At 67.9% G+C, this 23,705-nt stretch carries 25 protein-coding genes and 1 pseudogene; 7 read left to right on the top strand and 19 right to left on the bottom strand.

Translation table 11 applies throughout. The features are described from left to right. The first annotated feature begins 5 nt into the window (after nucleotides 1-5). Nucleotides 6-1,304, top strand: a complete 1,299-nt coding sequence (locus ABSY19_RS04675; RefSeq protein WP_382159531.1) for a type II toxin-antitoxin system HipA family toxin — start codon at nucleotides 6-8, stop codon at nucleotides 1,302-1,304. Between the two features lie 6 nt (nucleotides 1,305-1,310). On the opposite strand, the gene ABSY19_RS04670 is transcribed toward ABSY19_RS04675, so the two are convergent. From ABSY19_RS04670 to ABSY19_RS04620, 11 genes and pseudogenes are all read right to left on the bottom strand, one after another. Next, entirely contained in the window at nucleotides 1,311-2,114 is an 804-nt protein-coding gene (locus tag ABSY19_RS04670) for an enoyl-CoA hydratase/isomerase family protein (protein WP_382163680.1), read from the bottom strand. Then, a complete protein-coding gene (locus ABSY19_RS04665; RefSeq protein ID WP_382159528.1) occupies nucleotides 2,111-2,875 on the bottom strand; it encodes a GntR family transcriptional regulator in 765 nt (254 codons plus the stop codon). Before ABSY19_RS04665 ends, ABSY19_RS04670 begins: the two co-directional genes overlap by 4 nt. Continuing rightward, nucleotides 2,875-3,012, bottom strand: coding sequence for a hypothetical protein (locus ABSY19_RS04660; protein WP_382159526.1), 138 nt, complete (start codon nucleotides 3,010-3,012; stop codon nucleotides 2,875-2,877). The genes ABSY19_RS04665 and ABSY19_RS04660 overlap by 1 nt, the downstream gene beginning before the upstream one ends. 77 nt (nucleotides 3,013-3,089) lie before the next feature. Beyond that, nucleotides 3,090-3,602 (bottom strand): annotated as a pseudogene (locus tag ABSY19_RS04655) (alpha/beta fold hydrolase); the annotation flags it as partial. An 85-nt stretch (nucleotides 3,603-3,687) separates the two neighbouring features. Then, on the bottom strand, nucleotides 3,688-4,059 hold the full coding sequence (locus ABSY19_RS04650) for a hypothetical protein (protein ID WP_382159523.1): 372 nt from the start codon (nucleotides 4,057-4,059) through the stop codon (nucleotides 3,688-3,690). Beyond that, nucleotides 4,056-5,579: a class I adenylate-forming enzyme family protein gene (locus ABSY19_RS04645; protein WP_382159520.1), complete on the bottom strand. Its 1,524-nt coding sequence runs from the start codon at nucleotides 5,577-5,579 to the stop codon at nucleotides 4,056-4,058. Before ABSY19_RS04645 ends, ABSY19_RS04650 begins: the two co-directional genes overlap by 4 nt. A 7-nt stretch (nucleotides 5,580-5,586) precedes the next feature. Next, nucleotides 5,587-6,303, bottom strand: coding sequence for an ABC transporter ATP-binding protein (locus tag ABSY19_RS04640; RefSeq protein ID WP_382159517.1), 717 nt, complete (start codon nucleotides 6,301-6,303; stop codon nucleotides 5,587-5,589). Further along, nucleotides 6,296-7,069 (bottom strand): ABC transporter ATP-binding protein, encoded by a 774-nt coding sequence (locus ABSY19_RS04635; protein ID WP_382159514.1) that lies wholly within the window; start codon nucleotides 7,067-7,069, stop codon nucleotides 6,296-6,298. The genes ABSY19_RS04640 and ABSY19_RS04635 overlap by 8 nt, the downstream gene beginning before the upstream one ends. Beyond that, nucleotides 7,066-8,043, bottom strand: coding sequence for a branched-chain amino acid ABC transporter permease (locus tag ABSY19_RS04630; RefSeq protein ID WP_382159511.1), 978 nt, complete (start codon nucleotides 8,041-8,043; stop codon nucleotides 7,066-7,068). Before ABSY19_RS04630 ends, ABSY19_RS04635 begins: the two co-directional genes overlap by 4 nt. After that, nucleotides 8,040-8,897, bottom strand: a complete 858-nt coding sequence (locus ABSY19_RS04625; RefSeq protein ID WP_382159508.1) for a branched-chain amino acid ABC transporter permease — start codon at nucleotides 8,895-8,897, stop codon at nucleotides 8,040-8,042. The genes ABSY19_RS04630 and ABSY19_RS04625 overlap by 4 nt, the downstream gene beginning before the upstream one ends. Before the next feature lie 122 nt (nucleotides 8,898-9,019). Then, a complete protein-coding gene (locus ABSY19_RS04620; RefSeq protein ID WP_382159504.1) occupies nucleotides 9,020-10,183 on the bottom strand; it encodes an ABC transporter substrate-binding protein in 1,164 nt (387 codons plus the stop codon). Between the two features lie 240 nt (nucleotides 10,184-10,423). Here ABSY19_RS04620 and ABSY19_RS04615 point away from each other — a divergent pair, with 240 nt between their 5' ends. Then, nucleotides 10,424-11,863 carry a circularly permuted type 2 ATP-grasp protein gene (locus ABSY19_RS04615; RefSeq protein ID WP_382159502.1) on the top strand — a complete coding sequence of 480 codons (1,440 nt, stop codon included), beginning with the start codon at nucleotides 10,424-10,426 and terminating at the stop codon, nucleotides 11,861-11,863. 10 nt (nucleotides 11,864-11,873) lie between these two features. After that, entirely contained in the window at nucleotides 11,874-12,833 is a 960-nt protein-coding gene (locus ABSY19_RS04610) for an alpha-E domain-containing protein (RefSeq protein ID WP_382159499.1), read from the top strand. Here ABSY19_RS04610 and ABSY19_RS04605 read toward each other — a convergent pair. Beyond that, a complete protein-coding gene (locus tag ABSY19_RS04605; RefSeq protein WP_382159498.1) occupies nucleotides 12,802-13,680 on the bottom strand; it encodes a LysR family transcriptional regulator in 879 nt (292 codons plus the stop codon). The two genes, ABSY19_RS04610 and ABSY19_RS04605, sit on opposite strands and share 32 nt — an antisense overlap. A gap of 88 nt (nucleotides 13,681-13,768) precedes the next feature. On the opposite strand from ABSY19_RS04605, the gene ABSY19_RS04600 reads away from it, so the two are divergent. Together ABSY19_RS04600 and ABSY19_RS04595 are read left to right on the top strand one after the other, a co-directional pair. Continuing rightward, nucleotides 13,769-14,704, top strand: coding sequence for a DMT family transporter (locus ABSY19_RS04600; protein ID WP_382159495.1), 936 nt, complete (start codon nucleotides 13,769-13,771; stop codon nucleotides 14,702-14,704). Between the two features lie 153 nt (nucleotides 14,705-14,857). Then, nucleotides 14,858-15,718, top strand: a complete 861-nt coding sequence (locus ABSY19_RS04595; protein WP_382159492.1) for a hypothetical protein — start codon at nucleotides 14,858-14,860, stop codon at nucleotides 15,716-15,718. Nucleotides 15,719-15,902: 184 nt separating this feature from the next. On the opposite strand, the gene ABSY19_RS04590 is transcribed toward ABSY19_RS04595, so the two are convergent. Continuing rightward, complete coding sequence (locus ABSY19_RS04590) at nucleotides 15,903-16,490, bottom strand: Lrp/AsnC family transcriptional regulator (protein ID WP_382159489.1); 588 nt, start codon at nucleotides 16,488-16,490, stop codon at nucleotides 15,903-15,905. A gap of 7 nt (nucleotides 16,491-16,497) precedes the next feature. Here ABSY19_RS04590 and ABSY19_RS04585 point away from each other — a divergent pair, with 7 nt between their 5' ends. Next, complete coding sequence (locus tag ABSY19_RS04585; protein ID WP_382159486.1) at nucleotides 16,498-17,118, top strand: LysE family translocator; 621 nt, start codon at nucleotides 16,498-16,500, stop codon at nucleotides 17,116-17,118. Nucleotides 17,119-17,142: 24 nt separating this feature from the next. Here the strand turns inward: ABSY19_RS04585 and ABSY19_RS04580 are convergent, their stop codons facing one another. From ABSY19_RS04580 to ABSY19_RS04565, 4 genes are all read right to left on the bottom strand, one after another. Next, nucleotides 17,143-18,252 (bottom strand): porin, encoded by a 1,110-nt coding sequence (locus ABSY19_RS04580; protein ID WP_382159483.1) that lies wholly within the window; start codon nucleotides 18,250-18,252, stop codon nucleotides 17,143-17,145. 84 nt (nucleotides 18,253-18,336) lie between these two features. After that, nucleotides 18,337-19,362: a Rieske 2Fe-2S domain-containing protein gene (locus ABSY19_RS04575; RefSeq protein WP_382159480.1), complete on the bottom strand. Its 1,026-nt coding sequence runs from the start codon at nucleotides 19,360-19,362 to the stop codon at nucleotides 18,337-18,339. A gap of 22 nt (nucleotides 19,363-19,384) precedes the next feature. Beyond that, the gene (locus ABSY19_RS04570) at nucleotides 19,385-20,368 is read right to left on the bottom strand and encodes a Bug family tripartite tricarboxylate transporter substrate binding protein (protein ID WP_382159477.1); all 984 of its coding nucleotides are present in this window, start codon (nucleotides 20,366-20,368) and stop codon (nucleotides 19,385-19,387) included. A gap of 26 nt (nucleotides 20,369-20,394) precedes the next feature. Continuing rightward, on the bottom strand, nucleotides 20,395-20,706 hold the full coding sequence (locus ABSY19_RS04565; RefSeq protein WP_382159475.1) for a recombinase-like helix-turn-helix domain-containing protein: 312 nt from the start codon (nucleotides 20,704-20,706) through the stop codon (nucleotides 20,395-20,397). 204 nt (nucleotides 20,707-20,910) lie between these two features. On the opposite strand from ABSY19_RS04565, the gene ABSY19_RS04560 reads away from it, so the two are divergent. Beyond that, nucleotides 20,911-21,633 carry a TetR family transcriptional regulator gene (locus ABSY19_RS04560; protein WP_382159473.1) on the top strand — a complete coding sequence of 241 codons (723 nt, stop codon included), beginning with the start codon at nucleotides 20,911-20,913 and terminating at the stop codon, nucleotides 21,631-21,633. On the opposite strand, the gene ABSY19_RS04555 is transcribed toward ABSY19_RS04560, so the two are convergent. Both ABSY19_RS04555 and ABSY19_RS04550 read right to left on the bottom strand, forming a co-directional pair. Continuing rightward, the gene (locus tag ABSY19_RS04555) at nucleotides 21,587-22,867 is read right to left on the bottom strand and encodes an MFS transporter (RefSeq protein WP_382159471.1); all 1,281 of its coding nucleotides are present in this window, start codon (nucleotides 22,865-22,867) and stop codon (nucleotides 21,587-21,589) included. The two genes, ABSY19_RS04560 and ABSY19_RS04555, sit on opposite strands and share 47 nt — an antisense overlap. Beyond that, complete coding sequence (locus ABSY19_RS04550) at nucleotides 22,864-23,688, bottom strand: carbon-nitrogen hydrolase family protein (protein ID WP_382159469.1); 825 nt, start codon at nucleotides 23,686-23,688, stop codon at nucleotides 22,864-22,866. The genes ABSY19_RS04555 and ABSY19_RS04550 overlap by 4 nt, the downstream gene beginning before the upstream one ends. Nucleotides 23,689-23,705: the final 17 nt, after the last annotated feature.

Below are 23,705 nucleotides of genomic sequence, written 5' to 3'. Positions count from 1 at the left end.
CGGCCGTGAGCACCTTCATCCGTTACTTGCGCCTGTCCCTGCACACGCCGGCGGGGGAGAAGCAGCCCATCGGCTACCTCTCGCAGTACGGCGACATCCTGCGCATGTCCTTCGACGAGCCGTACGTGAACGACCCGCGCCGGCCCACGCTGTCCATGAGCCTGCGCGGGGTGGACGACGCGGCCACCCGGCAGATCTTGAGCGCCACGCGCGACGAGCGCCTGGTGCGCAACGACGGCCGCTGGCCGGTCTTCTTCCAGAACCTCTTGCCCGAAGGCCACAACCGCGAACGCCTGGCCGCGCAAAGAGGCTGCACCACCGAGGACGAATTCGAACTGCTGGCCGCCGCCGGGCACGACCTGATGGGCGCGCTGGAAGTCGAGCCCGTGCCCGCCGACGAAGACATCCCGCAGGTGGTTCGCCACTGGCACGCGGCGCTGGGGCTCGACGTGCTGGAGCCGGGCTTTGTCGAGCTGCCGGTCGAGGACGCCGCGTCCCTGCCCGGGATGGTGACGAAGTTCTCCGCGGTGCAGGAGGGACGGCGCTACGTCGTCAAGCGGCATGGCGTGGCGGGCAGCCACATCCTGAAGCTGCCGACCACCCGCCACCCCGAACTCGTCGAGAACGAGTACACCGGCTACCGGCTGTGTGCCGCGCTGGGGCTGGACTGCGCTCGCGCGAGCATCATCACGCGGGATCAGGCGCAGTTGCCCGAGCCGGTCGATTTTCCGCACATCCTGGCGGTCGAGCGCTTCGACCGTCGGCACGGCCTGCGCGTGCACATGGAAGAGTTCGCGCAGGTGATGGGCTATGCCCCGAGGCAGAAGTACGGCAGGGGCATCGAGCGGGACTACGGCCAGATGCTGCGCCTGCTCAACCAGTATTCGGTGCAGCCCGCGCGCGACACACGCGAATTCCTCGGCCGCTTCCTGGCTTTCATCCTCATGGGCAACACCGACGCGCACCTCAAGAACTGGGCGCTGCTGTACCCCGATGGCATCGAGCCTCAACTGGCCCCCTTGTACGACCCGGTCTGCGTGAGCGCCTTCTTCACCGGCATGCCGCCGGCGGACTACGGCATCAACCGCGCCATCGACGCCAGGCTGCGCGCGTTCACCTGGGCGCAGCTCGAATCGCTGCTGGAGAGTGCCGGCCTGCTGCGCAGGTCGGTGGTGTTGCGGCACTGCAAGGCGCTGGTGCAGGCCGCGCAGGCGGATTGGCCGGCCTTGCTCGCGGATGCGCCGAAAAATGTGCGCGAGGAGGTCACCGCGCGCCTGCGCGGCGGTGTGGCCCTGACGGCCTGAACCTGTTCAGCCGGCCTGCACGAACTGCTGGCGCGCGCTGCGGCCTTCCTGGCTGTCGCGGCAGACCAGGGCCTGGTCGGCGTCCATGTAGATGCTGGGGTGGTGCAGCGCGGTGGCGCAGGCATTGACCGATTCCTTGGTCATGCGCAGCAGGGCCGCCGGCGTTTCGGCGGTCTTGCGGGCCAGCGCCTGGGCATCTTCGACCGCGCGGCCGGGCTCGCTGATCACGTCCACCAGGCCCCAGTCGAGCGCCTGCGCGGCGCCCAGCTTCTCGCCCAGCAGGATGGCGCGCTTGGCGCGCGCCGCGCCGAGCAGGCTGGTCAGGCGCGGGATCGCGCCCCAGCCCATGTTGAGGCCAACCTTGACTTCGGGCAGGTAGAACGCGGCCTGGCTGGACGCCACGCGCCAGTCGCACGCCAGGGTGAGCGCGGCCGCGCCGCCCACCACCATGCCTTCGATGGCCGCGATGGTGAGCTGCGGCAGGCTTTCCCATGCGCGGCACAGGCGCGCGCCGCGCTGCGCCATGTCGCGCCGCTGCAGCAGGGCCTGGTCGTCCTCGTTCCACTTGGCCGGGTCCTTCAGGTCGATGCCGGCCGAGAAGATGTCGGCGGCACCGGTGAGCACGACCACCTGGATGTCCAGGGCGTCGCCGAGGTCGCGCGCGACCTGGGTGAGGGCCAGCAGCGTGTCCTGGTTGATGGCGTTGCGGTTCACGCCGCGGTCGAAGCGCACCAGGGCCACCGGCCCTTCGACGGTCACCGTCACACTCTGGCCATACGTGGGTTTCAAATCGGACTCCTTGGGGATCATGGGGCGGTCTGGTGGCGTCCCTGCACACGCGTGAGGCGGGACATGTAGCGAAAGCCGAACGGCGGGTAGTAGCTCACCGCCACTTCGAGCAGCTTGCCGGCCGGGTTGCGAAAGCGCCGCACCATCAGCAGGGCGGGATCGCTCTTGGTGTAGCCCAGGCGCTTGGCGATGGCGGCGGGGAAGGTGGCGGCCGAGATCTCCATGTCGATGGTCTCCACCGTTTCGTCGCACAGGCGTTCGAACAGCGGGTACACGCCGCCGGGTTGCTGGCCGATGTGCTCGACCACGGCCTGGTACTCCCGGCGGATGTAGATGTCGGTCCAGGAGATTGGCCGGTCGGTGCCAGGCACGCAGCGGAAGGTGGAGACCTTGAGCCAGTCCGCCGGCACGCCTTCGAGCCGCAGCTCGGTGGGGTGCGCGCTCAGCTCGGTGGTGACGCGGTGCACGCTCAGCGCCGTGGTCTCCAGGTACTGGGTGAGCTGCTCGGTGTTCTCCAGCGCCAGGCCGAACTGCGGCTGGGTGTGCTGGCGCACGACGGTGGTGCCCGTGCGCGGCTTGCGCACCACCAGGCCGAGGTCGGAGAGGCGGCGCGTGGCCTCGCGCACGGTGTGCCGGCTGACGCCGAAGCGCGCGCACAGCTCGTTCTCGGTCGGCAGGTTGCTGCCCACCGGGTAGTCCCCGTTCTTGATCATGCGCAGCAACTCGTCGCTGAGGCTCTTGTGCAGCGTGGTGCGGCGGGGAGGGCTGGGGGTTTCCGGCATCAGAGGTCCAGACGTTGGAGGGCGGCAAGGGTCTCGACGTTGAAGGTGGCCGGCTGCTCGCTGTGGGGGAAATGCCCCACGCGGGGCCACTCGAGGTACACCGTCGGAATGCCGCGCGCCTGCAGGGCGGCGTCCACATTCCGCGCGGATTCGGGGGCACGGACCAGTCTTCGGCACCTTCAACGATCACGCAGGGGCACTGTAGCTGGTCCAGCAGGGTTTCCATGCGGAAACCGCCAAAGGCGCGGATGTCGGCGAAGGCCACCTCGGGGATGCAGCGCCGCGCGTCCATGACGATCTCCTCGGCGCGCGCGGCGTCGGTGCCGCTGCCCATGAGGGTGCGGAAGCTCACCTCGAACCAGTCGCCCGGGTTGATGCGCGCCATGTCGAGGATGGCCGGGTTGTAGCCGGAGCTCTTGACCACGTTGACCGAGGCGCCGTCGACGAACACGAGGCCGCGCACGCGCTGCGGCGCCAGCGCCGCGGCAGCGGCCACGACACCGCCGCCCATGGAATGGCCCATGAGCACCGGGCGGTCCAGGCCGAGCGCGTCGATCACCTGCAGCACATGGCGCGCGTTGCTCGGGCTGTCGGTGTGCGGGCCGCCGGCGGGCATGCCGCTCTTGCCGTGGCCCGGCAGGTCCAGCGCGTACACCGCGTAGTGCTGGCCGAAGAAGTCGAGGTTGTGTTGCCAGGACAGGCTGTCCTGGCTGGCGCCATGCACCATCACGAGGGGCGTGCGCCCGTCCGTGGGGTCGCCCGCGTGGTCGTAGTAGGCGCGCAGGCCGTCGGCCGTGGTCACGTAGGGCATGTCATTCGCTCCTGGGCGCGCACAGGCGCAAGACGGCGTGGATCAGCAGCCAGTTCTGCACGCAGGCGCGCAGGTCGCCTTCGACGCTGAGGCGGTGCTGGCGCACCAGGCGGTTGAAGGGGAAGCCGCTGGCCAGGGCCTGCAGGGCCGATTCGTCGCCCACGAAAGTGAAGGGCGCCTCGCCGGCCTGGCCCGCTTCGATGGTGTCCGGCGTCACCGCGATCCAGGCGCGCTGGCCCGTCTCGCTGTGGCGAAAACCGATTCTCAGATGGGCCAGCGTGCGGTGGCGCGCGACGAAATCGTCCGCCTGCGCGCGCCGGGCCAGGGCCGGCAGGTAGCCTTCGTCCAACAGGCTGGAAGGGGCCGTTGTCATGCGTCGAATCCTTGTCTCAACTTGAACTTCTGGACCTTGCCGGACGAGGAGTGCGGCAGGCTGTCCACCAGAAAAATCCGCTTGGGCACCTTGAAGCCCGAGAGGCTTTCGCGGCAGTGCGTGCGCAGCGCCTCGGTGTCCGGCTGGCGGCCTTCGATCGGCACCACGGCAGCCACCAGTTCTTCGCCCCAGCGTTCGTGCGGCACGCCGAAGGCGGCGGCCTCGCGCACATCGGGGTGGCCGACCAGGCAATTCTCCACTTCCTGCGCCGCCACGTTCTCGCCCCCGGTCTTGATCATGTCCTTGCTGCGGCCCATGAAGTAGGCGAAGCCTTCGTCGTCGAAGCGGAAGAGGTCGCCGGTGTGCAGCCAGCCGTCGGCGTCCAGCGTGGCGGCGGTCAGCTCGGGCTGGTTCCAGTAGCCCTTGAAGACGGTGGGCCCCTTCACCTGCAGCTCGCCGGGGCCGCGCTGGTCCGCCAGCACCTGGCCGGTCTCGTCCACCAGGCGGTGCGCCACGTGGCGCCAGAGGTAGCCGATGGAGCCCGGGTGGTCCAGGATCTCGTGCGTGTAGCGGTTCTTGATGGTGGTGACGCAGCTCTCCGTCATGCCGAAGCCCCAGCCGAACTCGGCGTTGGGAAACACCTGGCGGATCAGCTTCTGGCGCCATTCGCCCAGCGGCGCCGCGGCGGTCTGCACGTAGCGCACCGAGGGCAGGCGCAGCTGCGCGAAGCCGGGGTGGTCGGTCAGGCCGACCCACATCGCCGAGAGCAGGAACACGTGCGTGGGCAGGTTCTGCTGCAAGGCCTCCACCACGCTCTGCGCATCGAAGCGCGGCACCAGGTGCAGGCTGCCGCCGGCGTACAGGATGGGGCCGTTGATGACACCGAAGCCGCCGATGTGGAACAGCGGCGTGGCCATGAGCGAGCGCGACTGTGCGTCGATGCCGAGTTCCATGATGTAGTTCATCGCGTTCCACACCAGGTTGCCATGGGTCAGCATCGCGCCCTTGGGCGTGGAGGTGGTGCCCGAGGTGTACATGATGATCGCGACGTCGCCGTCCTCGACGCAGCCGGTGCGCCAGGCCACCGGGTCGGCGGTCGCCGGCACGTCGGCCAGGTCGCTGGCCAGGTGGTCGAGGCAGACCGGCAGCTGGTCCGGCGCGAGGTGCCGCGGCAGCTCCGCGATCAGGGGCGAGAACTCCGCGTCGTGCACCAGCACGCGGGGCGTGCAGTCGCTGATGAGAAACGCCAGCTCGGCGGCGCTGTAGCGCGTGTTCACCGGCACCAGGCTGAAGCCGCCCACGGCGGTGGCGTGCATCAGCGCGAGGTAGTCGATGGCGTTGTGCATGAGCACGGCGACGCGGTCGCCCCGGCGCACGCCCAGGCCCTGCAGGTGGGCGGTCAGCGCCCGGGCGCGGGCACAGAGGGCGGCGAAGTCCATGGCCGTGTGGCTGTCCGACAGCGCCGTGCTGCGCGGGCTGCGCAGCGCGTGGAACATGGCCGTTTGGTAGATGTTGGGCATGGGGCAATCAGGCGGGGGCGTGGCCACCGAGGTAGGCGGCGGTGACGTGGGGGTTGTTCATGATCTCGTCGCTCGGGCCGTCGAGCACCAGCCGGCCGGTCTCCAGCACCAGCGCATGCTGCGAGAGCTTGAGCGCCAGGCGGGCGTTCTGCTCCACCAGCACGATGGTGGTGCCGTCCTGGCTGATGCGGCGGATCGCGCGGGCGACTTCGAGCGTGACGTTGGGCGCCAGGCCGAGCGATGGCTCGTCCAGCAGCAGCAGGCGCGGGCGCGACATCAGCGCGCGGCCGATGGCGCACATCTGCTGCTCGCCGCCCGAGAGGTGCCGGCCCTGGCTGTGCTGCCGCTCGGCCAGGCGGGGAAAGTAGCCGTAGACCTTTTGAATGTCCTCGCGGATCGCCTGCCGGTCGCGCCGCAGGTAGGCGCCCATCAGCAGGTTCTCGTAGGTGCTCAGCTCGGGGAACAGGCGCCGGCCCTCGGGCGAGAGCGCCAGGCCCTTCGCGATGCGCTGGTCGGTGGGCAGCGCGGTGATGTCCTGGCCGTCCAGGTGGAAGCTGCCGGCCTGCAGCGGCACCAGGCCGCACAGCGCCTTCATCAGGGTGGACTTGCCCGCGCCGTTGGCGCCGACGATGGCGCACACGCTGCCGGGGCGCACGGAGAACGACACGTCGCGCAGGGCCGCGATCGGTCCGTAGGCGACGGAGATGTTTCTGGCTTCAAGCATTTTCGAGATCCGCGCCCAGGTAGGCGTCAATGACTTGCGGGTTGTCGCGCACGGTGGCCGCCGGGCCGCTGGCCAGCAGGCGGCCGTTGACCAGCACGACGAGGTGGGAGCACAGGCGCATCACCATGTTCATGTCGTGCTCCACCAGCACGATGGACACGCCCGCGCCGTGGTGCACGCGCTCGATCAGCGCGCTCATGGCATCGGTTTCCACCGCATTGAGGCCGGCCGCCGGCTCGTCCATCAGCAGCATCGAGGGCTGCGTGGTCAGCGCCATGCCCACGCCCAGGATCTTCTGCTGGCCGTAGGCGAGCGCGCCGGCGTCGTCGCTGGCGAGGCTTTCCATGCCGATCATGGCCAGGGCCTGCTCGGCCTGCGCCAGCGCCTGGCGCCGCCCCTGGCGCACCGTGGCCGGTCGCACCAGCGACCAGGGCGAGGGCAGTTGGCGAAACAGCGCCGCGCGGTACAGGTTGTCCAGCACGCTCAGACCCGGAAACACGTGGGTCATCTGGAACGTGCGGCCCAGGCCCTGGCGCGCGATGGCGGGGGCGGACAGGCGCTCGATGCGCTCGCCCCGGAACACCACCTCGCCCGCGCTGGCGCGCGTGGTGCCGGTGATGAGGTTGAACATCGTGGTCTTGCCCGCGCCGTTGGGGCCGATCAGCCCGGTGATGCCGTCGCCGCCGGCCTCGAACGACACGCCGTCCACCGCGCGGATGCCGCCGAAGGCGCGCGACAGGTTCCTGACTTGAAGCACCGCGCTCATGGCTGGGCCTTTCCGGCGCGCAGGCGCCCGATCCATGTGGCCCACAGGCCCGCCAGGCCTTTGGGCATGAAGCACAGCAGGGCCATCAGCACGATGCCGTAGATGAAGCGCTGGTACTGCTGCAGGTCGCGCAGCAGCTCGGGCAGCGGGATCAGCAGGAAGCCGCCCACCACCACGCCCGCGAGGGCGCCCACGCCGCCGAGCACGTTGATGATCACCGCGTTCACGGCGGTCCAGAAGCCGAACGAGTCGGGCGAGATGTAGCCCTGGTAGTGCGCGAACAGGCTGCCGGCCCAGCCGGCCATGGCCGCGCTGAGCACGAACACGGCGATGCGAAAGCGCAGCGCCTCGAAGCCGCTGGCGGTGACCAGGGCTTCGTCCTGGTGCAGCGAGGCGGTGATCACGCCGAGCTCGCGCCGGTACATGGCCTGCAGCGAGAAGTAGCTCGCCAGGGCCAGCGTGGTGGCCAGCAGGTAGCTGCCGTAGCGGTCCAGCGTGTGGCCGAGCAGCTGGGCCGGCGGGATCTGGCCGAAGCCGTTGTTGCCACCGAAGATGTCCACGAACTCGACGAAACACAGCACCACCACCTCGCCGAAGGCAAAGGTCAACAAGGCGAAGTGCACGCCCTTGATGCGCATGAAGAGCGGCGCGGTCACCAGGGCGATCAGCGCCGAGGCCAGGCCCGCCAGCACGAAGGCGGACACGAAGCCCAGGCCCGCATCGCGGGTGAGGATGGCCGACACGTAGGCGCCGATGCCGAACAGCGCGCCGTGCGCGAGCGAGAGTTGCCCGATGCGCAGCATCAGGTTCATGCTCATGGCCAGCGTGGCGTACATCGCCACCATGACGCCGACGTGCAGCGCGAAGCGCGATTCGCCCAGCGCCAGCGGCCAGGCCAGCAGGGTGGCGGCCACCAGCAGTTCGGCCACGCGCACGCCCACGGGGCGGCGCACCAGGGTGAGGTCGTTTCTCATCGGGATCTCCCCATCAGGCCGGCCGGGCGCACGGTCAACACCGCCATGACGATGAGGAACGAGAGCATCGTGGCGACGGTCGAGTTGTAGAAGGTGGAGGCGATCGCCTCGGTGAAGCTCAGGATCAGCGCCGCGATGACGGCACCGGGCAGACTGCCCAGGCCGCCGAGCACGACGATGATGAAGGCCTTCACCACCACGAGTTCACCCATGTGCGGGTGGATGGTGTAGACCGGTGCCATGAGGGCGCCCGCCAGGCCCGCCAGCAGGCAGCTGAGCGCGAAGGTGAGCGCCGTCATGCGCCAGGAGCGCACGCCCTGCAGGCGCGCGACCTCGCTGTCCTGCGCCACGGCGCGGATGGTGATGCCCACCCGCGTCTTCTCGATCAGCACGTAGAACGCGGCCAGGGCGAGCAGGGTGACGCCCACCACGTACAGCTGGTCCAGCGCGAGAAACACCGAGCCGATCTGCAGTGCGCCTTCCACCGGGCGACCGACCGACAGGTCGTCGACCGTGAACACCAGCGAAATCGCCGCCTGCAGCGTGATGGCCAGGGCGAGCGACATGATCATGCCGCCCATCTCGTCGCCGGTGAAACGCCGGAACAGCACGCGCTCCAGCACGAAACCGGCCAGACCGACGAGCAGGGCGCCGGCGATCAGCGCCGAGCCGTACGGCCAGCCGAGCAGGCCGTAGAGCACGTACATGGCGTAGGCGCCAAGCATGTAGAACTCGCCGTGGGCGAAGTTCACGACGCGCATGATGCCGAACACCAGCGTGAAGCCCAGCGCGATGAGCGCGTAGACGAACGCCGACATCAGCGCAATGATGGATATCTGTATCGCGATTTGCATGGGAAGAGCGGGCTCGAGGCCCGCGGCTGGCGCCGCAGGCGGGCGCGTTCAGCAGGGAAGAAGGAGGGGCTCGCGCCCCGGCGGCGCCACCCCGCGGTGGCGGCTGCGCGGGGCGCGCGGGCTCAGCGGGCGTCGAACTTGGTGACGACCTTGCCCTTGCCGTTTTCGATCACGCCCAGGTAGGCCGGCGTGGCGATCTGGTGGTCGATGCCGTAGGTGTCCTTGCCACCCCAGACGATCTTGCCCTGGATGCCGTCGTACGACTTGGTGGCTTCGATGGCCTTCACCACGGCGTCGGTGTCGGTGGTGGTGCCCGCCTTCTGGATCGCGCCGAACAGCAGCTTGGCCGCGTCGTAGAAATAGAAGGCGAAGTCGTCCATGGCGTTGGGGTGGTACTTCGCGTAGGCCTTGCTCAGCTTGGCGTAGGCGTCGCTGGCCGGGTCGGCCGAGAAATACACCAGGGTGCCTTCGGCGTTGTCCGCACCGGCGGACTTCACGGTTTCGGCCACGTTGTTGCCGCCGAACTTGGTGAACGGGCCCTTGTAGCCCATTTCGCGCGCCTGGCGGATGACCAGGCCGGCCTGGGCCGGCGGCACCACGTCGAGCTCGATCAGGTCGACGCGCTTGGCCAGGATGCCCGCCAGGATGGTGCGGAAGTCGTTCTGCGAGCGCTCGAAGAACTTGGCGTCGGCGATCTCGTAGCCCGCGGCTTCATAGGCCCTCTTCTTGCCCTTCTGCGTGCTCCAGCCAGTGGCGTCGTTGGGCGAGATCACGGCCACGCGCTTGATCGCGGGGCGGTTCTGCTTGAGCCAGCCGATCAGCTGCGCGTCGTATTCGTTGGTGGTGGGCAGCACGCGGAACATGTAGCGCGTCTCGGCGTTCAGGGCCTCGGTGGTGTAGGTGTTGGAGAGCAGCACCACCTTGCTCTTTTCGGTGATCGGCTTGATCGCCAGCAGGGAGGCCGAGCCGATCGGGCCGATGATGAACTGCACCTTGTCCTGGTCGATCAGGCGGTTCACCGCCGTCACGGCGTCGGCCGCCTTGTAGTGGTCGTCGTAGGACACGATCTCGACCTTGTAGGTCTTGCCCGCCACCTTCAGGCCGCCGCTGGCGTTGATCTCCTCGGTGGCCACGCGCACACCGCCGTCGATGGCCAGGCCCCACGGCGCGCCCGGGCCGGTCATGCCGCCCAGCACACCGATCTTCAGCGTTTCCTGCGCGTGGCTGGCAGCGGCCAGGGCGGCGATGCCCAGACCCAGAACGGCCTTCTTGATGAACCCACTCATGCTTATCGTCTCCAGGTAATGGTCCGTACAGACCGAGTTAATTGAACGAACAATTGAATTTATGGTCCGTACAATACAGGATCGTCGGCAGGCGCGCAAGCACCCCGCTGGCACCGGCGGGAAGGGTTGGGGTCTTGCGCCGGCTCCGGGAAGACACTGAGGGGATTTCGCGCGGCGGGGCGGCGAGGCGGCCAAAACCTGGCCCAGTCCTTGCTATGCTGTGCTCAGGAGAAAAAGCCCATGAGCAGACCGATGTTTGACGAAATGAACGCCTCGCCCAGCGAGGTCCGGGCCCACTATCAGAACTACGCGCGCTGGCTGGCCCAACAGCCTGAAGACGTGATGGCGGCCCGGCGCGAAGAGGCCGAAATGATCTTCCGCCGCGTGGGCATCACCTTCGCGGTGTACGGCGCCAAGGACGAGGACGGCTCCGGCACCGAGCGCCTCATCCCCTTCGACCTTATTCCGCGCATCATTCCCGCCCACGAATGGCGCAGCATGGAGGAGGGCCTGGTGCAGCGCGTGACCGCGCTCAACCGCTTCATCCACGACGTCTACCACGGCCAGGAAATCATCAAGGCCGGCATCGTGCCGGCCGACCAGATCTTCCAGAACGCGCAGTTCCGCCCCGAGATGATGGGCGTGGACGTGCCGCACCAGATCTACTCGCACATCTCGGGCATCGACATCGTGCGCGCCCCGAATGCCGAAGGTGTGGGCGAGTACTACGTGCTCGAAGACAACCTGCGCGTGCCCAGCGGCGTGAGCTACATGCTCGAAGACCGCAAGATGATGATGCGGCTGTTCCCCGAACTCTTCGGCGAGAACCGCGTGGCCCCGGTCGCCCATTACCCCGACCTGCTGCTGGAAACGCTGCGCGCGAGCAGCCCGGCCACCACGGCCGAGCCCACGGTGGTGGTGCTCACCCCCGGCATGTACAACAGCGCGTACTTCGAACACGCCTTCCTCGCGCAGCAGATGGGCATCGAGCTGGTCGAGGGGCAGGACCTGTTCGTCAAGGACAACTTCGTCTACATGCGCACCACGCGTGGCCCCAAGCGCGTGGACGTGATCTACCGCCGCGTGGACGACGACTTCCTCGACCCCTCGGTGTTCCGCCCCACCTCCACGCTGGGCTGCGAAGGCCTGCTGGGCGTGTACCGCAGCGGCAACGTCGCCATCTGCAACGCCGTGGGCACCGGCGTGGCGGACGACAAGTCCATCTACCCCTACGTGCCCAAGATGATCGAGTTCTACCTCGGGCAGAAACCCATCCTCAACAACGTGCCCACCTTCATGGGGCGCGAGCCCGAGGACCTCAAGTACATGATGGCCAACATGAAGGACCTCGTGGTGAAAGAGGTGCACGGCGCGGGCGGCTACGGCATGCTGGTCGGGCCCGCGTCCACCAAGGCCGAGATCGAGGACTTCCGCAAGGCCGTGGCGGCCAACCCGGGCGGCTACATCGCGCAGCCCACGCTCTCGCTCTCCACCTGCCCCACCTATGTGCAGAGCGGCGTGGCGCCGCGCCACATCGACCTGCGCCCCTTCGTGCTCAGCGGCAAGGAAGTGCAGATGGTGCCCGGTGGCCTCACCCGCGTGGCGCTCAAGGAGGGCTCGCTGGTCGTCAACTCCTCGCAGGGCGGCGGCACCAAGGACACCTGGATTCTTGAAGACTGAGGGACACACCATGCTTTCGCGCACCGCCGACCACCTTTTCTGGATGTCCCGCTACACCGAGCGCGCGGAGAACACCGCCCGCATGCTGGACGTGAACTACCAGACCTCGCTGCTGCCGCAGTCCGCCGCCGTGGCGCAGGTGGGCTGGGAAGGGCTGCTCGCCATCAGCGAGCTGCTGCACCCCTACACGCAGAAGTACGGCAAGGAAATCACGCCACGCAACGTGCTCGACTTCATGGTGCGCGACGAGTCCAACCCGTCGAGCATCTACACCTGTCTGAAGGCCGCGCGCGAGAACGCGCGGGCCGTGCGCGGAGCCCTCACCACCGAATTCTGGGAAACGCAGAACCAGACCTGGCTGGAACTCACGCGCATGCTCAAGGGCAAGAACTTCGAGCGCGACCCGGGTGAATTCTTCGAGTGGGTCAAGTTCCGCTCGCACCTCTCGCGCGGTGTGGCCATCGGCACCATGCTGCAGGACGAGGCCTTCCACTTCTACCGCATGGGCACCTTCCTGGAGCGCGCGGACAACACCGCCCGCCTGCTGGACGTGAAGTTCCACGCGGTGCACAGCGACTTCTTCGGCGCCGCCAGCGAGCTCGATCAGGAGTACGACTTCTACCACTGGAGCGCCATCCTGCGCAGCGTGAGCGGCTTCGAGGTCTACCGCAAGGTGTACCGCGATGTGATCACGCCCGAGCGCGTGGCCGAGCTGCTGATCCTGCGCGCCGACATGCCACGCAGCCTGGCCGCCAGCCTCAACGAGGTGGTGAACAACCTCAGCGTGGTGTCCAACGACCACAGCGGCGAAACCCTGCGCCGCGCGGGCAAGCTCAAGGCCGATCTGCAGTACGCCCGCATCGACGAGATCCTCTCCACCGGCCTGCACGCCTTCCTCACGCAGTTCCTGGACCGCGTGAACGAGCTGGGTGGGCGCATCAGCCAGGACTTCTTGGTGCCTTCGCACTGAGCGTCTGCACCATCTGCTCGAACAGCGCGTCCACCGCGGGCAGGTGGCGCGAGGCCTGGCTGCGGTAGAGCGCCACGTCCATGAAGTCCAGGGCCGGCAGGCCCTGTTTTTCGCCCAGGATGGCCAGGTGGGCCGGCGCGCTGCAGCGCGTGAGCACCGCCAGGGCGAGCCCACTTTCCACCGCCGCGAGCTGACCGGCCAGGCTGGAGCTGTTGTAGACCACGCGGTAGGCGCGCCGCTGCGCGTGGAGCGCGGCGATCACCGCGCGCCTCGCCTGGCTGGTCGCTTCGTAGACCGCGATCGGCAGGGGGTCGCGGCGCCACACCTCGAACTGCGGCGCGCCCACCCACACCAGCGGTTCCTGGAACAGCAGCGTGCCGCGCGTGGACTTGTCGCGCGAAATCAGCGCCAGATCGATCTCGCCGCGCTGCACCTTGGGAATGAGCGAGGTCGACTGTTCGCAGTCCAGTTCGATTTCCACGCCCGCGTGCCGCGCGGCGTAGCTGCGCAGCACGGGTGAGAGGTAGCTCACGGCGTAGTCGTCGGGCACGCCCAGGCGCACGCGGCCGCTGAGCACCGGCCCATGCACGGCCTCCAGCGTTTCGGCGTGCAGGGCCAGCATGCGCCGCGCGTAACCCAGCAACTCGGTGCCGGTGGGCGTGAGTTCGAGGTGGCGCGGCCCGCGCAGCAGCACCGCGCGGCCCACCGCGTCTTCCAGCTTGCGGATCTGCATGCTCACCGCCGGCTGGGAGCGGTGCACCAGCGGCGCGGCGGCCGAGAGCGAGCCGCCGTCCACCACCGCCACGAAGGCGCGCAGCCAGTCCAGTTGCAGGTCGGTGTGGGTCATGGCGGTCGGCTCCAATATTCGATTGTCGAATGCATTGGATTCTATTTATCCGCTGTACAGATGGGGCGCGTCCGCCGACCATCGGCGCATGAACTCCACGGCTTCCTTGTCTTCGTCTCTCGGCGCCCACCCTCACGCCGCCGCGCGCGAACGCTCGGGCATGTGGCTCATGGTGGCCGGTGGTTTGATGCTCGGCACGCTGGGCATCTTTCTCGAAGAGGCGGGCCAGAGCCCGCTCACGGCCGTGTGGTTCCGCTGCGCCTTTGGCCTGCTGGCGCTCACGGCCTGGTTCGCGCTCACCCGGCGCTGGCGGGAACTCCGGCTCAGCGGTGCGGCGCGCCTGGCGGCGGTGAGCGCTGGGGTGCTCGCGGTGGTCAACTGGATCCTGTTCTTCGAGGCCATCGAGCGCACCTCCATCGGCGTGGCCACCGTGGTGGTGCACGTGCAGCCCTTTCTGGTGATGGCGTTCGGTGCCCTGTGGTGGAAGGAGCGCATCACGCGCGCGCAAGGCATCGCCACCTTCGCCTGCCTGATCGGCCTGGCGCTGGCCTCGGGCTGGGTCGACGGCGCGCTCACGGGCGCGGGCTGGTCGTCCAGCTACCTCTGGGGCATCGGCCTGGCGCTGCTCAACTCGGTGGGCTATGCCGCCCTCACGCTGATCGCCAACCGGGCGCGCGGCGTCACGCCACTGGCCCTGGCCTGGTGGCAGTGCGCCGTGGGCGCGGTGGTGCTGGTGTGGTGGCCCTTCGTGCACGGCTGGCCGCCGGCGGGGCCGGCCTGGGCCTGGCTCGCGGGGCTGGGCGCCATCCACACCGGCCTGGCCTACGTGGTGCTGTATGCCGGCGTGGCGCGCCTCAGCGCCGGGCGCGTGGCCGTGCTGCAGTTCGTCTACCCGGCCTCGGCCGTGGCGGTGGAATGGGCCGTGTACGGCCGGGCCCTGAGCCCCAGCCAGCTGGCTGGCGTGCTCATGATGCTGGTGGCCCTGGTGGTGGTGGGCACGCAACGGGCGGCGCGCCAGGCCTGAACCGTTGCGCGGAAAACCGCGCCATCGACTGCAAAAGTCACGCTCGCCACCGGCCCCCTGTCAGGCAAAAGGCCAAAAACGCCTATCCTGACTGTCAGGCCGGTCCAGGCCTTATCTCCCCGGGCCGGCCGTGATGCCAACGACGGAGGATGAATGGCCAGCGATCTGGATACGGTGAGGGTGCTTCGCGCCCTGTTCAACGACATGCCCAAGGCACCCCAGGGGCTCTCCCACGAGGAGACCATGGCCTGGGTGCAGCGGTCGATGGCCGACTTCGAGGGTGGCGACATGGCCTACATGATCGAACACATCACGCGAAGCTCCATGCTCGACATCGTGCTGCGCCTGCGCGAGGACGGTTACCTCAAGAACGACGCCGCCTTCACCGAGACCGTGGACCTGATCTCCACGCCCGACGGCCGCAAGACCTTCATGGACCGCTGTATCCAGGCGCAGAAGAGCGCCGATGCCACCTCGCGCCTTATCCACCGCGCCAAGCGTTCGTGGTCCGATCCCTTGCCCCTGTTCAGCTCGGACCCCGGCATGCTGGAGCGTTTCGTGCGTGGCGAACTCTCAGGCCCTGGCCCGCTGTTCGCCGAATACAAGGCACGCGAAGACGTGCAGGAGATCGGCGTGTTCGCGCAGGCCCCCGACGGTATCCACGAGTTTTCCTGGGGCTTCGTGGTGGAAGACCAGGGCGCCTGGATCTTCTACATCGCCGATGTCTGGCGCAAAGGCACCGTGGGCAGCTTCGACCGTTTCCTCAGCGCCTGGCAGCAGTCCACCAGCGCCGCGTCCACCGAAAAACTGCCGCCGGTGCCCATGGGCCTGCTCATGGAAGACGGCATCAACACCTTCAGCAGCATGACGCTGCAGGCCGCCGGCCCCATGAGCAACCCGGCCCTGCGCCGCTGGGTGGGTGAGGTGTTCATCGACCGCATGCTGCCCACCATGGCCGCGCGCGTGGTGGATGCGCAGTACGACTTTCCGCTGGTGAGCGCGCACGCGCACTGATGAAGACCGGCGCCGCCGATGGCGGCGATGAGCCCAGGGCCCGCATTGGCGGGTCTCCATGAAGATCAGAAAGATCTCCAACCTGCGGAACGTGATCTCTTCGGCAAGATGGGGGTGAAAGGGCGGGCGGTCTTCGAACAGATGCGAATCGCAAGCCAAAGGCGATGGCCTCTGGTGGCGCGGGCTAGGTGCGCTTCGCGGAGCCCGGCGGCACCATGCCCCGGCGTTCAATGGGCGTGGAGAAAACGATGGACGTCCGGGTCTCGCCGTAGCCGTTGATCGTTCCGATGAAACGCTCCAGATCCGCCAGGCCGGTGGCGACCACAGTCAGCAGGTAGGAGTCGGCACCCGCGACGTGATGACACTCCAGTACTTCGGGTGCCTGGCGCAGCCGTTCCAGCAGCGGCTTCTTGCCGGGCTGCGTGGCCGTGATCCCGATGATGGCCTTGACGGGGTAGCCCGCCTTCGACGCATCCAGTTCGACCGAAAACCTTTGCACGAGCCCCATGTCTTGCAGCCGCTTGAGCCGCTCGGCCGTGGCCGCCACCGACAGGCCCGTGGCCTCCGCGAGGGCCTTCAAGGGCGCTCGCGCATCGAGCTGCAGGGCGCGCAGCAGGCGCCAGGCCATGTCGTCCAGTTCGTGGGATGGAATTCTTGCCATGAGCGGATACTGCCAGAAAATCAGTGACAGATGCTTCAATAAGCAAGAATAATGCGCTGTACCTGTGGCGATCTGCATCGGATGATCTGGTCCCGTTTCAACCAGACCCATTGGCCAGATGCTCGACATCCAGAACTACATCAGTTTCATCGCCGCCATCCTTGTGTTCCAGGCCGTTCCAGGTGCTGGAACGATTGCCATCCTCGATGCCACGGCCCGCGACGGGCGACGCTCGGGCTTGGCCGCTGTCCTGGGCACGCTGCTGGGGGATTTTCTGTTCATGGTCGCCGCGGTGGCGGGGCTCGCTGCCGTCATGCAGGCCCATCCCTGGCTCTTCCGGGGATTGCAGTGGTTCGGCGTGGCCTACCTCGGCTGGTTGGCTGTGCAGCTGATCCGCAGCCGGCCGGGCGAGGGTGCATCGGCGCGCGCCCACGCCCAGGCGCCGCTGATGCACTTTCGCCGTGCCTTCCTGGTCAGCCTGACCAATCCCAAGGTCATCCTGTTCTTCGTCGCGTTCTTTCCGCTTTTCCTGAAACCGCAGGCGTCCACCGCGACCCTGGTCGTGATGATGGTGCACGTCACCTTGCTCAGCCTGCTCTACCAGGCCGCATTGGTGCTGATCGGCAACGTCGTGGCGGTGCGTTTCGCGGCAGTCCCTGGTGGCCGGCGAACCGCGACCCGGCTCGCTGGCCTGGTCCTGATCGCTCTGGCCATCCGGCTCGCCCTGGACATGACCTGAGTTCCCTGCGTGGCGATGGCCGGCTCAGAAGCTGTGCCGCACGCCGAACGCCACACCACTTTGTGAGCCACCGGGCACCGGCGCGCCGCCCGGCTGCCCGCCGCTGACCGACAGCGCCAGCGTGCCCTTGTTCTGGATGTGCCCGGCCGTTGCATAGACCGCCGTGCGCCGTGAGAAGCTGTAGGTGGCGCGCACGGCGGCGAGGGTGGCCCGGTTCAGCGAGTCCTTGTAACGCAGGCTGAAGACCTCGCCGTCCACGAGCAAGGCCGGCGTGACCTGGTACGCCGCGCCGAGGTACCACAGATCGCTTTTGCCTTGGGTGGCGCTGGCGCCGTTGGCGCGGCGGACCAGGCCCCCGGCGAGCTTGAGGCCACCCAGTTTGACGTAACCGTTGGCGGAGGTGCGCCGGTCCGTCATGGCGCTGGAGTTGAGGCCGGCGAAGGCGCCGGTGCCGCCGCGCAACTCGTCCACCGCGAGCGCGGTGCCCCAGGTGGCGGTGTCGTACTTCACCAGGGCCGACCATTCCCGGCAGGCCTTGCTGTCGTTCGGGTTTTCGCCGGCGCAGTTGGTGCCGGCCGGGCTGGGACCGGCGTTCACCGCGTCCCGGCCGAGGCTGTAGCTGGCACCCAGCGTGAGGCCGGAGAAGCTGCCGCGGTAGGTGATGGCGTTGTCCGCGCGGGCGTTGGGGATGTAGCTGTCCAGCGAGCCCGAGCTGTAGAGGTTGGGGCCGAGGATGTCCGACTCCAGGATGGAATAGAACAGCATGGTGTATTGCCGGCCCAGGGACACCGTGCCCCATGGGCCCGAGAGCCCGACGAAGGCCTGGCGCCCGAAGGCGCGGCCGCCCTGGTTGGCCACACCGGTGTCGGGCGAGAACCCTGTTTCCAGCGTGAAGACCGCCTTGAGTCCCTGGCCCAGGTCTTCGGTGCCGCGAAAGCCGAGGCGGCTGGGCGCGCTGCCGGTCAGGGATGGCACGCGGGTCAGGCCGCCACCGCTGGGGGTCGCTTTCGTGACGTGTTCCACCGAGGCGTCGATGACGCCGTAGATCGACACCGTGCTCTGCGCGCTCACGGCGCCGCTCGCCAACAGGCAGGCACACGCGCTCAAACCGGCAAGAAAGGGGGGCTTTTTCATGGGGACTCCATTTTTTGGGCGAAGGGATGCCCGGGGGACCCGAGGGGTCCCCGGACAGAGGGGGAACGGAAGAGGAGGAGCGGGTCAGGCCACGCTGGCGAGGCGCTGCGCGACCTGTTCCTGGGCGCGCTTTTCCATCAGGCGGCGGACCCGGACGATGCCGATGTCGTGCTGGTACAGCGTTTCCTGCGAGCGGGCGGACCGGGTCAGGTTCTCGATCACCTTGCGGTCCTGCTCGAGCACGTCCCAGTGCAGGCCTTCGAGCCGGTTGCGGTAGAGGAAGCGCCAGACGTGCCGGTTGAACCCGGAGGCCTTGCGGATGCGCCAGAAATAGACCTGGCAATGGGTCTCGTCGACCGGGGTGACGAAGCCCACGATGATGAACTGGCCACCCCCATGCTGCTTGCTGTACGGCACGGCCAGGCGCATCCACATCAGGCCCGACTCGCCGAACTCGACCCAGTCGAAGTTCACGCCGCGCTGGCCCACCTTTTCGACGATCAGGCCGGTGGCCGTCGGCCGCACCGTCATTTCGGCCTGCCGGTCGCCCTCGGCCATGGAATGGGACTGCGAGTGCAGGTAGGTGCCGTGCATGGGGTCCATGACGTTGTCGATCGCGTAACGGTGGTTGCACCTCCAGTTCTGCATGCAGAGGAAGCCGGAGTAGTCCTCGGCGGTCATCTCTTCGGGCAGTTCGAACGGGGCTGGCGCGTCCAGGCTGCCATCGCCGAACCAGAGGAAGATCGCGCCGTGGGCTTCCACCACAGGGTAGGACTTCAGGCAGGTCCGCCCGGTGAGCACGCAGTTCTGCATGGCCGGCACATCGACCACCTTGCCCTGGCCGTCCACCTCCACGCCGTGGTACCAGCAGGCCACCCGGTCGCCGAGGTTCCAGCCCAGCGACAGCCGCGCGCCGCGGTGCGGGCAGCGGTCTTCCACCGCGCGGACCTGGCCCTCGTCGTCGCGCCACAGCACGATCTCTTCGGACAGGCGGGTGATCCCGATGGGCGTGCCCGCCAGGCGGTAGCTCGGCAGCACCGGGTACCAGTAGTTCAACAGGCCGCGCTCCACGCGCTGCGCGGCGTCGGTTTTCAAAGTCGCTTCGTCCATGTTCCTGGGGTGTTGGGGGTGTTCATTCATCGGCGGTGAAGCCGGAGGCCTTGACGACCGGCGCCCAGCGCTCGATGTCGGTCTTGACGAGGGAGGCGAGCGCCGCGGGCTTGAGCGTGAGCGGCTCCATCGAGAGCTTGTCCAGGCTCGCGATGTACTCGCTGGAGTTCACGACGCTGGTGATCCGGGTGTGCCATTGCTCCACCAGGGCCTGGGGCAGGCGAGGGGGCGCGAACACGCCCAGCCAGGTGTCGGCCTGCACATTCGGATAACCCAGCTCCACCATGCACGGTGTCTCGGGCAGGTAGCGCGAGCGCTTGGCGCCGAAGGTCGCGATGGGCCGCAGGCCACCCGAGGCCTTGAAGGGCAGGGCTTCGCCCACGGCGTTGAAGCTCGCGGCCACATGCCCACCCACCAGCGCCTGCAGCGCGGGCGCGCTGCCCCTGAAGGGCACGTGGGTCATCTGCACCCCCGTGGCCTGGCTGAACATCACGCCCAGCAGGTGCAACACCCCACCGGGGCCCGACGAGGCGTAGTCGGCCTTGTCCGGGTGGGCTTGCATCCATTTCACGAGCTCGGGCACGGTGTTGACGTTCGACGGCACCATGGGTCCCACGCTGAGCACCAGCTCCGAGCGCGCGCAGGCGGCCACGGCCGTGAAGTCCTGCAGCGGCTGGTAGGCCAGCTTCTTGTAGATGTGCGGAAAGATCGTGAGGGGAAAGTCGGGCGTGAGCAGCAAGGCGCTGCCGTCGGCCGGCGCGCGCTTGATGTGCTCCAGCGCCAGGCGGCCGGCCACGCCCGCCTTGTTGTCGACGACCACGGGCTCGGGGGTGTGCGCGCGCAGCTGGCTCGCCATCAGGCGCGCCAGCAGGTCAATGCCTCCCCCCGCGGGGAAGCCGACGATGAGCTGCGTGGGGCGGGCCGATTGCGCGAAGGCGCCGGCGGGAGCGGCCAGGGCCATGCCGGCCAGCATCAGCTCGCGCCGGGTGATGTCGTGGGATTTCATGAGGTGTTCCTTCGGATCGATGGGGGTCAGACCGCCAGGCGTTCGAGCACGGCGCACAAGGTCTCGGGCGTCCATGCGCTGCCATCGGGTTGCAGCAGGTTTCTCGCGTTGAGCGCTTCGGCGAAAGCCTCGGGCGAGTGGCCGTCGTCGGCGTAGATCTGCACGATGGCCGCGGCCAGGGCCTGTTCCTCCTCAGACGGTTCGCTGGGACGGCTTTGCCATCGCAGGTTGTCCTCTTCGCCCGGTTGAAAGATCAGGCCGTTCCCGGCGTCCTTGGACCGCGTGGCGGTTCTGGCGCTGAGGAGATGGGGATTGAAGGTGATCGCAACGACAGACATGTGGGGGGACATTCAGCAGAGGGTTGAAGTTCTTTTAATTCCTACAAATAGGAATTGAGCGGATGCTAAGACCCTGGCGGAACGCCTGTCAACCCGAAATGACAATCCCTACATGCAGTGTGGATATTTCCTTTTCATGGGAATTAATGCCGCCGGCCTTCGATGCGGGGCGTGCCGCGCGCGAAGTGTTCCTAGAATGGCGTGATGAAGGACAACGACACCCCCACGCCCCGTCGACGGCGCAAGGAGCCGCGCCGCACGGCGGGCCGGCCCGCTTCCAGCAGCGGCGTGGGCAAGGAGAAGATCGTCGAAGCGGCGCTCGCGCTGTTGCGCCACAAGGCGCCGGAGGCGCTGACGGTGGTGGAGGTGGCCAGTGCCGCGAAGGTGGACCCGGCGCTGATCCGCTATTACTTCGGCACGAAGAAGGGCCTGCTGCGGGCCGCGGCGGTGGGCCTGCTGGACGACATCCAGGAACGCAGTCGGCTCGTGCTGGACGAGCCGGGGCCCTTGCGCCACCGCATCCGCACGCGCCTGCAGATGCTGATCGATTCACTGCAGCGCAACCCGCAGTTCATGAATCTGGTGCTCAAGGAGATCTACTCCGATGAAGAGGCCCAGATGGAGGTGGGGGACCTCAACACGGTGGCGAAACGGGGGCTGGCGTTGACGCAGTTCGTGCTCAACCCCATCCCTGGCGACAAGCCGGCGCGCGAACTGGACGCGCGCTACCTGCACGTCGCCATTCTGGGCATGTGCACCTTCTTCATGGATGCCCAGCCCATGCTCGCGGTGCTCTTCAAGGAGCGGCCGGGCAGCGATGCCCTGGTGCGGGGCTACATCGAGTTCGCCACCGAGTTGCTGGCGCAGGGCATCGAGGAGGCTAGTCCGTCAGCGAGCGCCGGTAAGTCTCGGGCAGGAAGAGCGTGACGCACAGCACCACGACGGACACCGCGGCCAGGTAGGCGGCCGGGGCCAGTTTGGACTGCGTGGCCAGCACCAGGTAGGTGCCGACAAAGGGCGCGGTGCCGCCGAAGAGGGTGTACGCCAGGTTGTAGCTGATGGCCGATGCGCTGAAGCGCGTCTTGGTCGGGAACAGCTCGAGCAGCGTGATGCCCAGCGGGCCGGCGAACGAGCCCATGCCGATGGCCAGCAGCGATTGCGCGAGCGCCGCGTGGAACAGCGTGCCTTCGCCGGCCAGCATGTAGGCCGGGACGCAGACGATGGCGTTGAACAGCAGGCTGACCACCATCACCGGTTTGCGCCCCACCTTGTCCGACACGAAGCCGCTCGCGATCATCGTGAGGAAGGCGACGGTCATGGCGATGCCGTTGGAGATCAGCGAGTCGCTGCGGCTCATGCCCACGGTGACGGTGAGGTAGGACACGAAGTAGCCCGCGAGCGTGTAGAAGGTGAGGCTGGAGAACGCGGCCAGCGCGAAGCTGAAGCCCATGGCCTTCTTCTGGTCGCGGATGGCGTCCGACACTGGCGTGGTCGAGATTTCCTGCTTGGCGCGCGCCACCTCGAAAGCCGGCGATTCATCGACGCGATTGCGGATGTACAGGCCCACCAGCGCGAGCGGGCCGCTGATCAGGAAGGGAATGCGCCAGCCCCAGCTCTCGTACACCTCGCTGCCCAGCAGGCTGGTCACGGCGAGGATGATGAGCGCGGCCGCCACGGGCGGCAGGTTGGCGAAGGCGTAGGTGAAGGCCACGTGCAGGCCGCGGCGCCCCGGTGGCGCGTGTTCGGCCACGAAGGAGTTGGAGCCGATGGTCTCGCCCGACGCCGACAGACCCTGGATCAGGCGCAGCACCACGAGCAGGATGGGCGCCGCGATGCCGATCTGCGCGTAGGTGGGCAGCACGCCGATGCCGACGGTGGCGCCGCCCATCATCAGGATGATGGCGGAGAGCACCGCCTTGCGGCCGAAGCGGTCGCCCAGGCTGCCGAAGATGAAGCCGCCGAGCGGGCGCATGACGAAGCCCACGCCGTACACCGCGAAGGCCGAGAGCAGGGCGGTGGCCGGGTCGGTGGTGGGGAAGAACAGCTTGGCGATGATGGTGGCCGAGTAGGCGTAGATCACGAAGTCGTACCACTCGACGAACTGGCCGAGCGATGCCGAATAGAGCACCTTTTTCTGGGATTGCGGTTGCTGGTTGTTCATGTGTTGTTGTCTCCGGAGGAATTGAGGGCGATCTGGTAGCGGCGGTGTTCGAGGCAGGGCAGGTCCTTGCGCACATCGCGCAGGCGCTCGGGCAGCACGTCGACCGTCACGACGCCCTCGGCGGCCGCGATGCCGCCGATCACCAGGCCCGAGGGGTCGATGCCCATGCTCATGCCCACGGAAGTGGGCGGCGGCTGGCACGAGGCCAGCACGTAGCAGGTGTTCTCGATGGCGCGCGCGCGCAGCAGGGTCTCCCAGTGCAGCTCTTTCAGGCTGCCGGCGATCCAGCCCGCGCCGTAGAGCAGCACGTCGGCGCCCTTGTCCACCGCGATGCGCGAGATTTCGGGGAAGCGCAGGTCGTAGCAGTTGAGGATGGCAAAGCGCACGCCGCCCACGTCGGCCACATACACCTCGTCGTGCGAGGGCAGCAGCTGGCCGTGCCGGTTCTTGTCGGACTCCTTGAAGCTGAACGCATCGTAGAGGTGCAGCTTTTCGTAGCGGCCCTTGAGTTGCCCATCGGCACCCAGGTGCACGAAGGTGTTGCGCGTGCGGTGGCCATCGAGCGGCTCGTACAGGCCGACGAACACGTCGATCGCGTGCGCCTTGGCGCTGGCGCTCACCTCCTCGATGAAGCGGGCCGCCTGTTGCCCGGCGAAAGCGACCAGCTCTTCGCGCGAGGACTCGTAGGCGACCATGCTGGCTTCGGGAAAGCAGATCAGCTGGGCGCCGCCGGCGGCGGCGGTCGCGATGTGGCTGCGTATTGTGCGCAAGTTGCTCTCAATGTCGCGCACGCTCTTGAACTGGGAAACGGAGGCTTTCATGAACTCGTGTGGTGGAT

It is taken from the genome of Hydrogenophaga sp. ANAO-22 (genome assembly GCF_042466645.1).
Lineage (GTDB): Bacteria > Pseudomonadota > Gammaproteobacteria > Burkholderiales > Burkholderiaceae_C > Hydrogenophaga.
The sequence above is the reverse complement of the archived record's forward strand: the minus strand, read 5'-3'. Positions and strand labels throughout refer to the sequence as shown.

Bases quoted from the DNA above. Each gene is read 5' to 3' on its own strand.
- ABSY19_RS04560 (WP_382159473.1), top strand. From the start codon at position 20,911: ATGAAGGACAACGACACCCCCACGCCCCGTCGACGGCGCAAGGAGCCG.
- ABSY19_RS04625 (WP_382159508.1), bottom strand. From the start codon at position 8,897: ATGCAAATCGCGATACAGATATCCATCATTGCGCTGATGTCGGCGTTC.
- ABSY19_RS04555 (WP_382159471.1), bottom strand. From the start codon at position 22,867: ATGAACAACCAGCAACCGCAATCCCAGAAAAAGGTGCTCTATTCGGCA.
- ABSY19_RS04630 (WP_382159511.1), bottom strand. From the start codon at position 8,043: ATGAGAAACGACCTCACCCTGGTGCGCCGCCCCGTGGGCGTGCGCGTG.
- ABSY19_RS04575 (WP_382159480.1), bottom strand. From the start codon at position 19,362: ATGGACGAAGCGACTTTGAAAACCGACGCCGCGCAGCGCGTGGAGCGC.
- ABSY19_RS04615 (WP_382159502.1), top strand. From the start codon at position 10,424: ATGAGCAGACCGATGTTTGACGAAATGAACGCCTCGCCCAGCGAGGTC.
- ABSY19_RS04570 (WP_382159477.1), bottom strand. From the start codon at position 20,368: ATGAAATCCCACGACATCACCCGGCGCGAGCTGATGCTGGCCGGCATG.
- ABSY19_RS04600 (WP_382159495.1), top strand. From the start codon at position 13,769: ATGAACTCCACGGCTTCCTTGTCTTCGTCTCTCGGCGCCCACCCTCAC.
- ABSY19_RS04635 (WP_382159514.1), bottom strand. From the start codon at position 7,069: ATGAGCGCGGTGCTTCAAGTCAGGAACCTGTCGCGCGCCTTCGGCGGC.
- ABSY19_RS04670 (WP_382163680.1), bottom strand. From the start codon at position 2,114: ATGATCCCCAAGGAGTCCGATTTGAAACCCACGTATGGCCAGAGTGTG.
- ABSY19_RS04650 (WP_382159523.1), bottom strand. From the start codon at position 4,059: ATGACAACGGCCCCTTCCAGCCTGTTGGACGAAGGCTACCTGCCGGCC.
- ABSY19_RS04595 (WP_382159492.1), top strand. From the start codon at position 14,858: ATGGCCAGCGATCTGGATACGGTGAGGGTGCTTCGCGCCCTGTTCAAC.
- ABSY19_RS04565 (WP_382159475.1), bottom strand. From the start codon at position 20,706: ATGTCTGTCGTTGCGATCACCTTCAATCCCCATCTCCTCAGCGCCAGA.
- ABSY19_RS04605 (WP_382159498.1), bottom strand. From the start codon at position 13,680: ATGACCCACACCGACCTGCAACTGGACTGGCTGCGCGCCTTCGTGGCG.
- ABSY19_RS04585 (WP_382159486.1), top strand. From the start codon at position 16,498: ATGCTCGACATCCAGAACTACATCAGTTTCATCGCCGCCATCCTTGTG.
- ABSY19_RS04590 (WP_382159489.1), bottom strand. From the start codon at position 16,490: ATGGGTCTGGTTGAAACGGGACCAGATCATCCGATGCAGATCGCCACA.
- ABSY19_RS04620 (WP_382159504.1), bottom strand. From the start codon at position 10,183: ATGAGTGGGTTCATCAAGAAGGCCGTTCTGGGTCTGGGCATCGCCGCC.
- ABSY19_RS04665 (WP_382159528.1), bottom strand. From the start codon at position 2,875: ATGCCGGAAACCCCCAGCCCTCCCCGCCGCACCACGCTGCACAAGAGC.
- ABSY19_RS04645 (WP_382159520.1), bottom strand. From the start codon at position 5,579: ATGCCCAACATCTACCAAACGGCCATGTTCCACGCGCTGCGCAGCCCG.
- ABSY19_RS04610 (WP_382159499.1), top strand. From the start codon at position 11,874: ATGCTTTCGCGCACCGCCGACCACCTTTTCTGGATGTCCCGCTACACC.
- ABSY19_RS04550 (WP_382159469.1), bottom strand. From the start codon at position 23,688: ATGAAAGCCTCCGTTTCCCAGTTCAAGAGCGTGCGCGACATTGAGAGC.
- ABSY19_RS04640 (WP_382159517.1), bottom strand. From the start codon at position 6,303: ATGCTTGAAGCCAGAAACATCTCCGTCGCCTACGGACCGATCGCGGCC.
- ABSY19_RS04580 (WP_382159483.1), bottom strand. From the start codon at position 18,252: ATGAAAAAGCCCCCCTTTCTTGCCGGTTTGAGCGCGTGTGCCTGCCTG.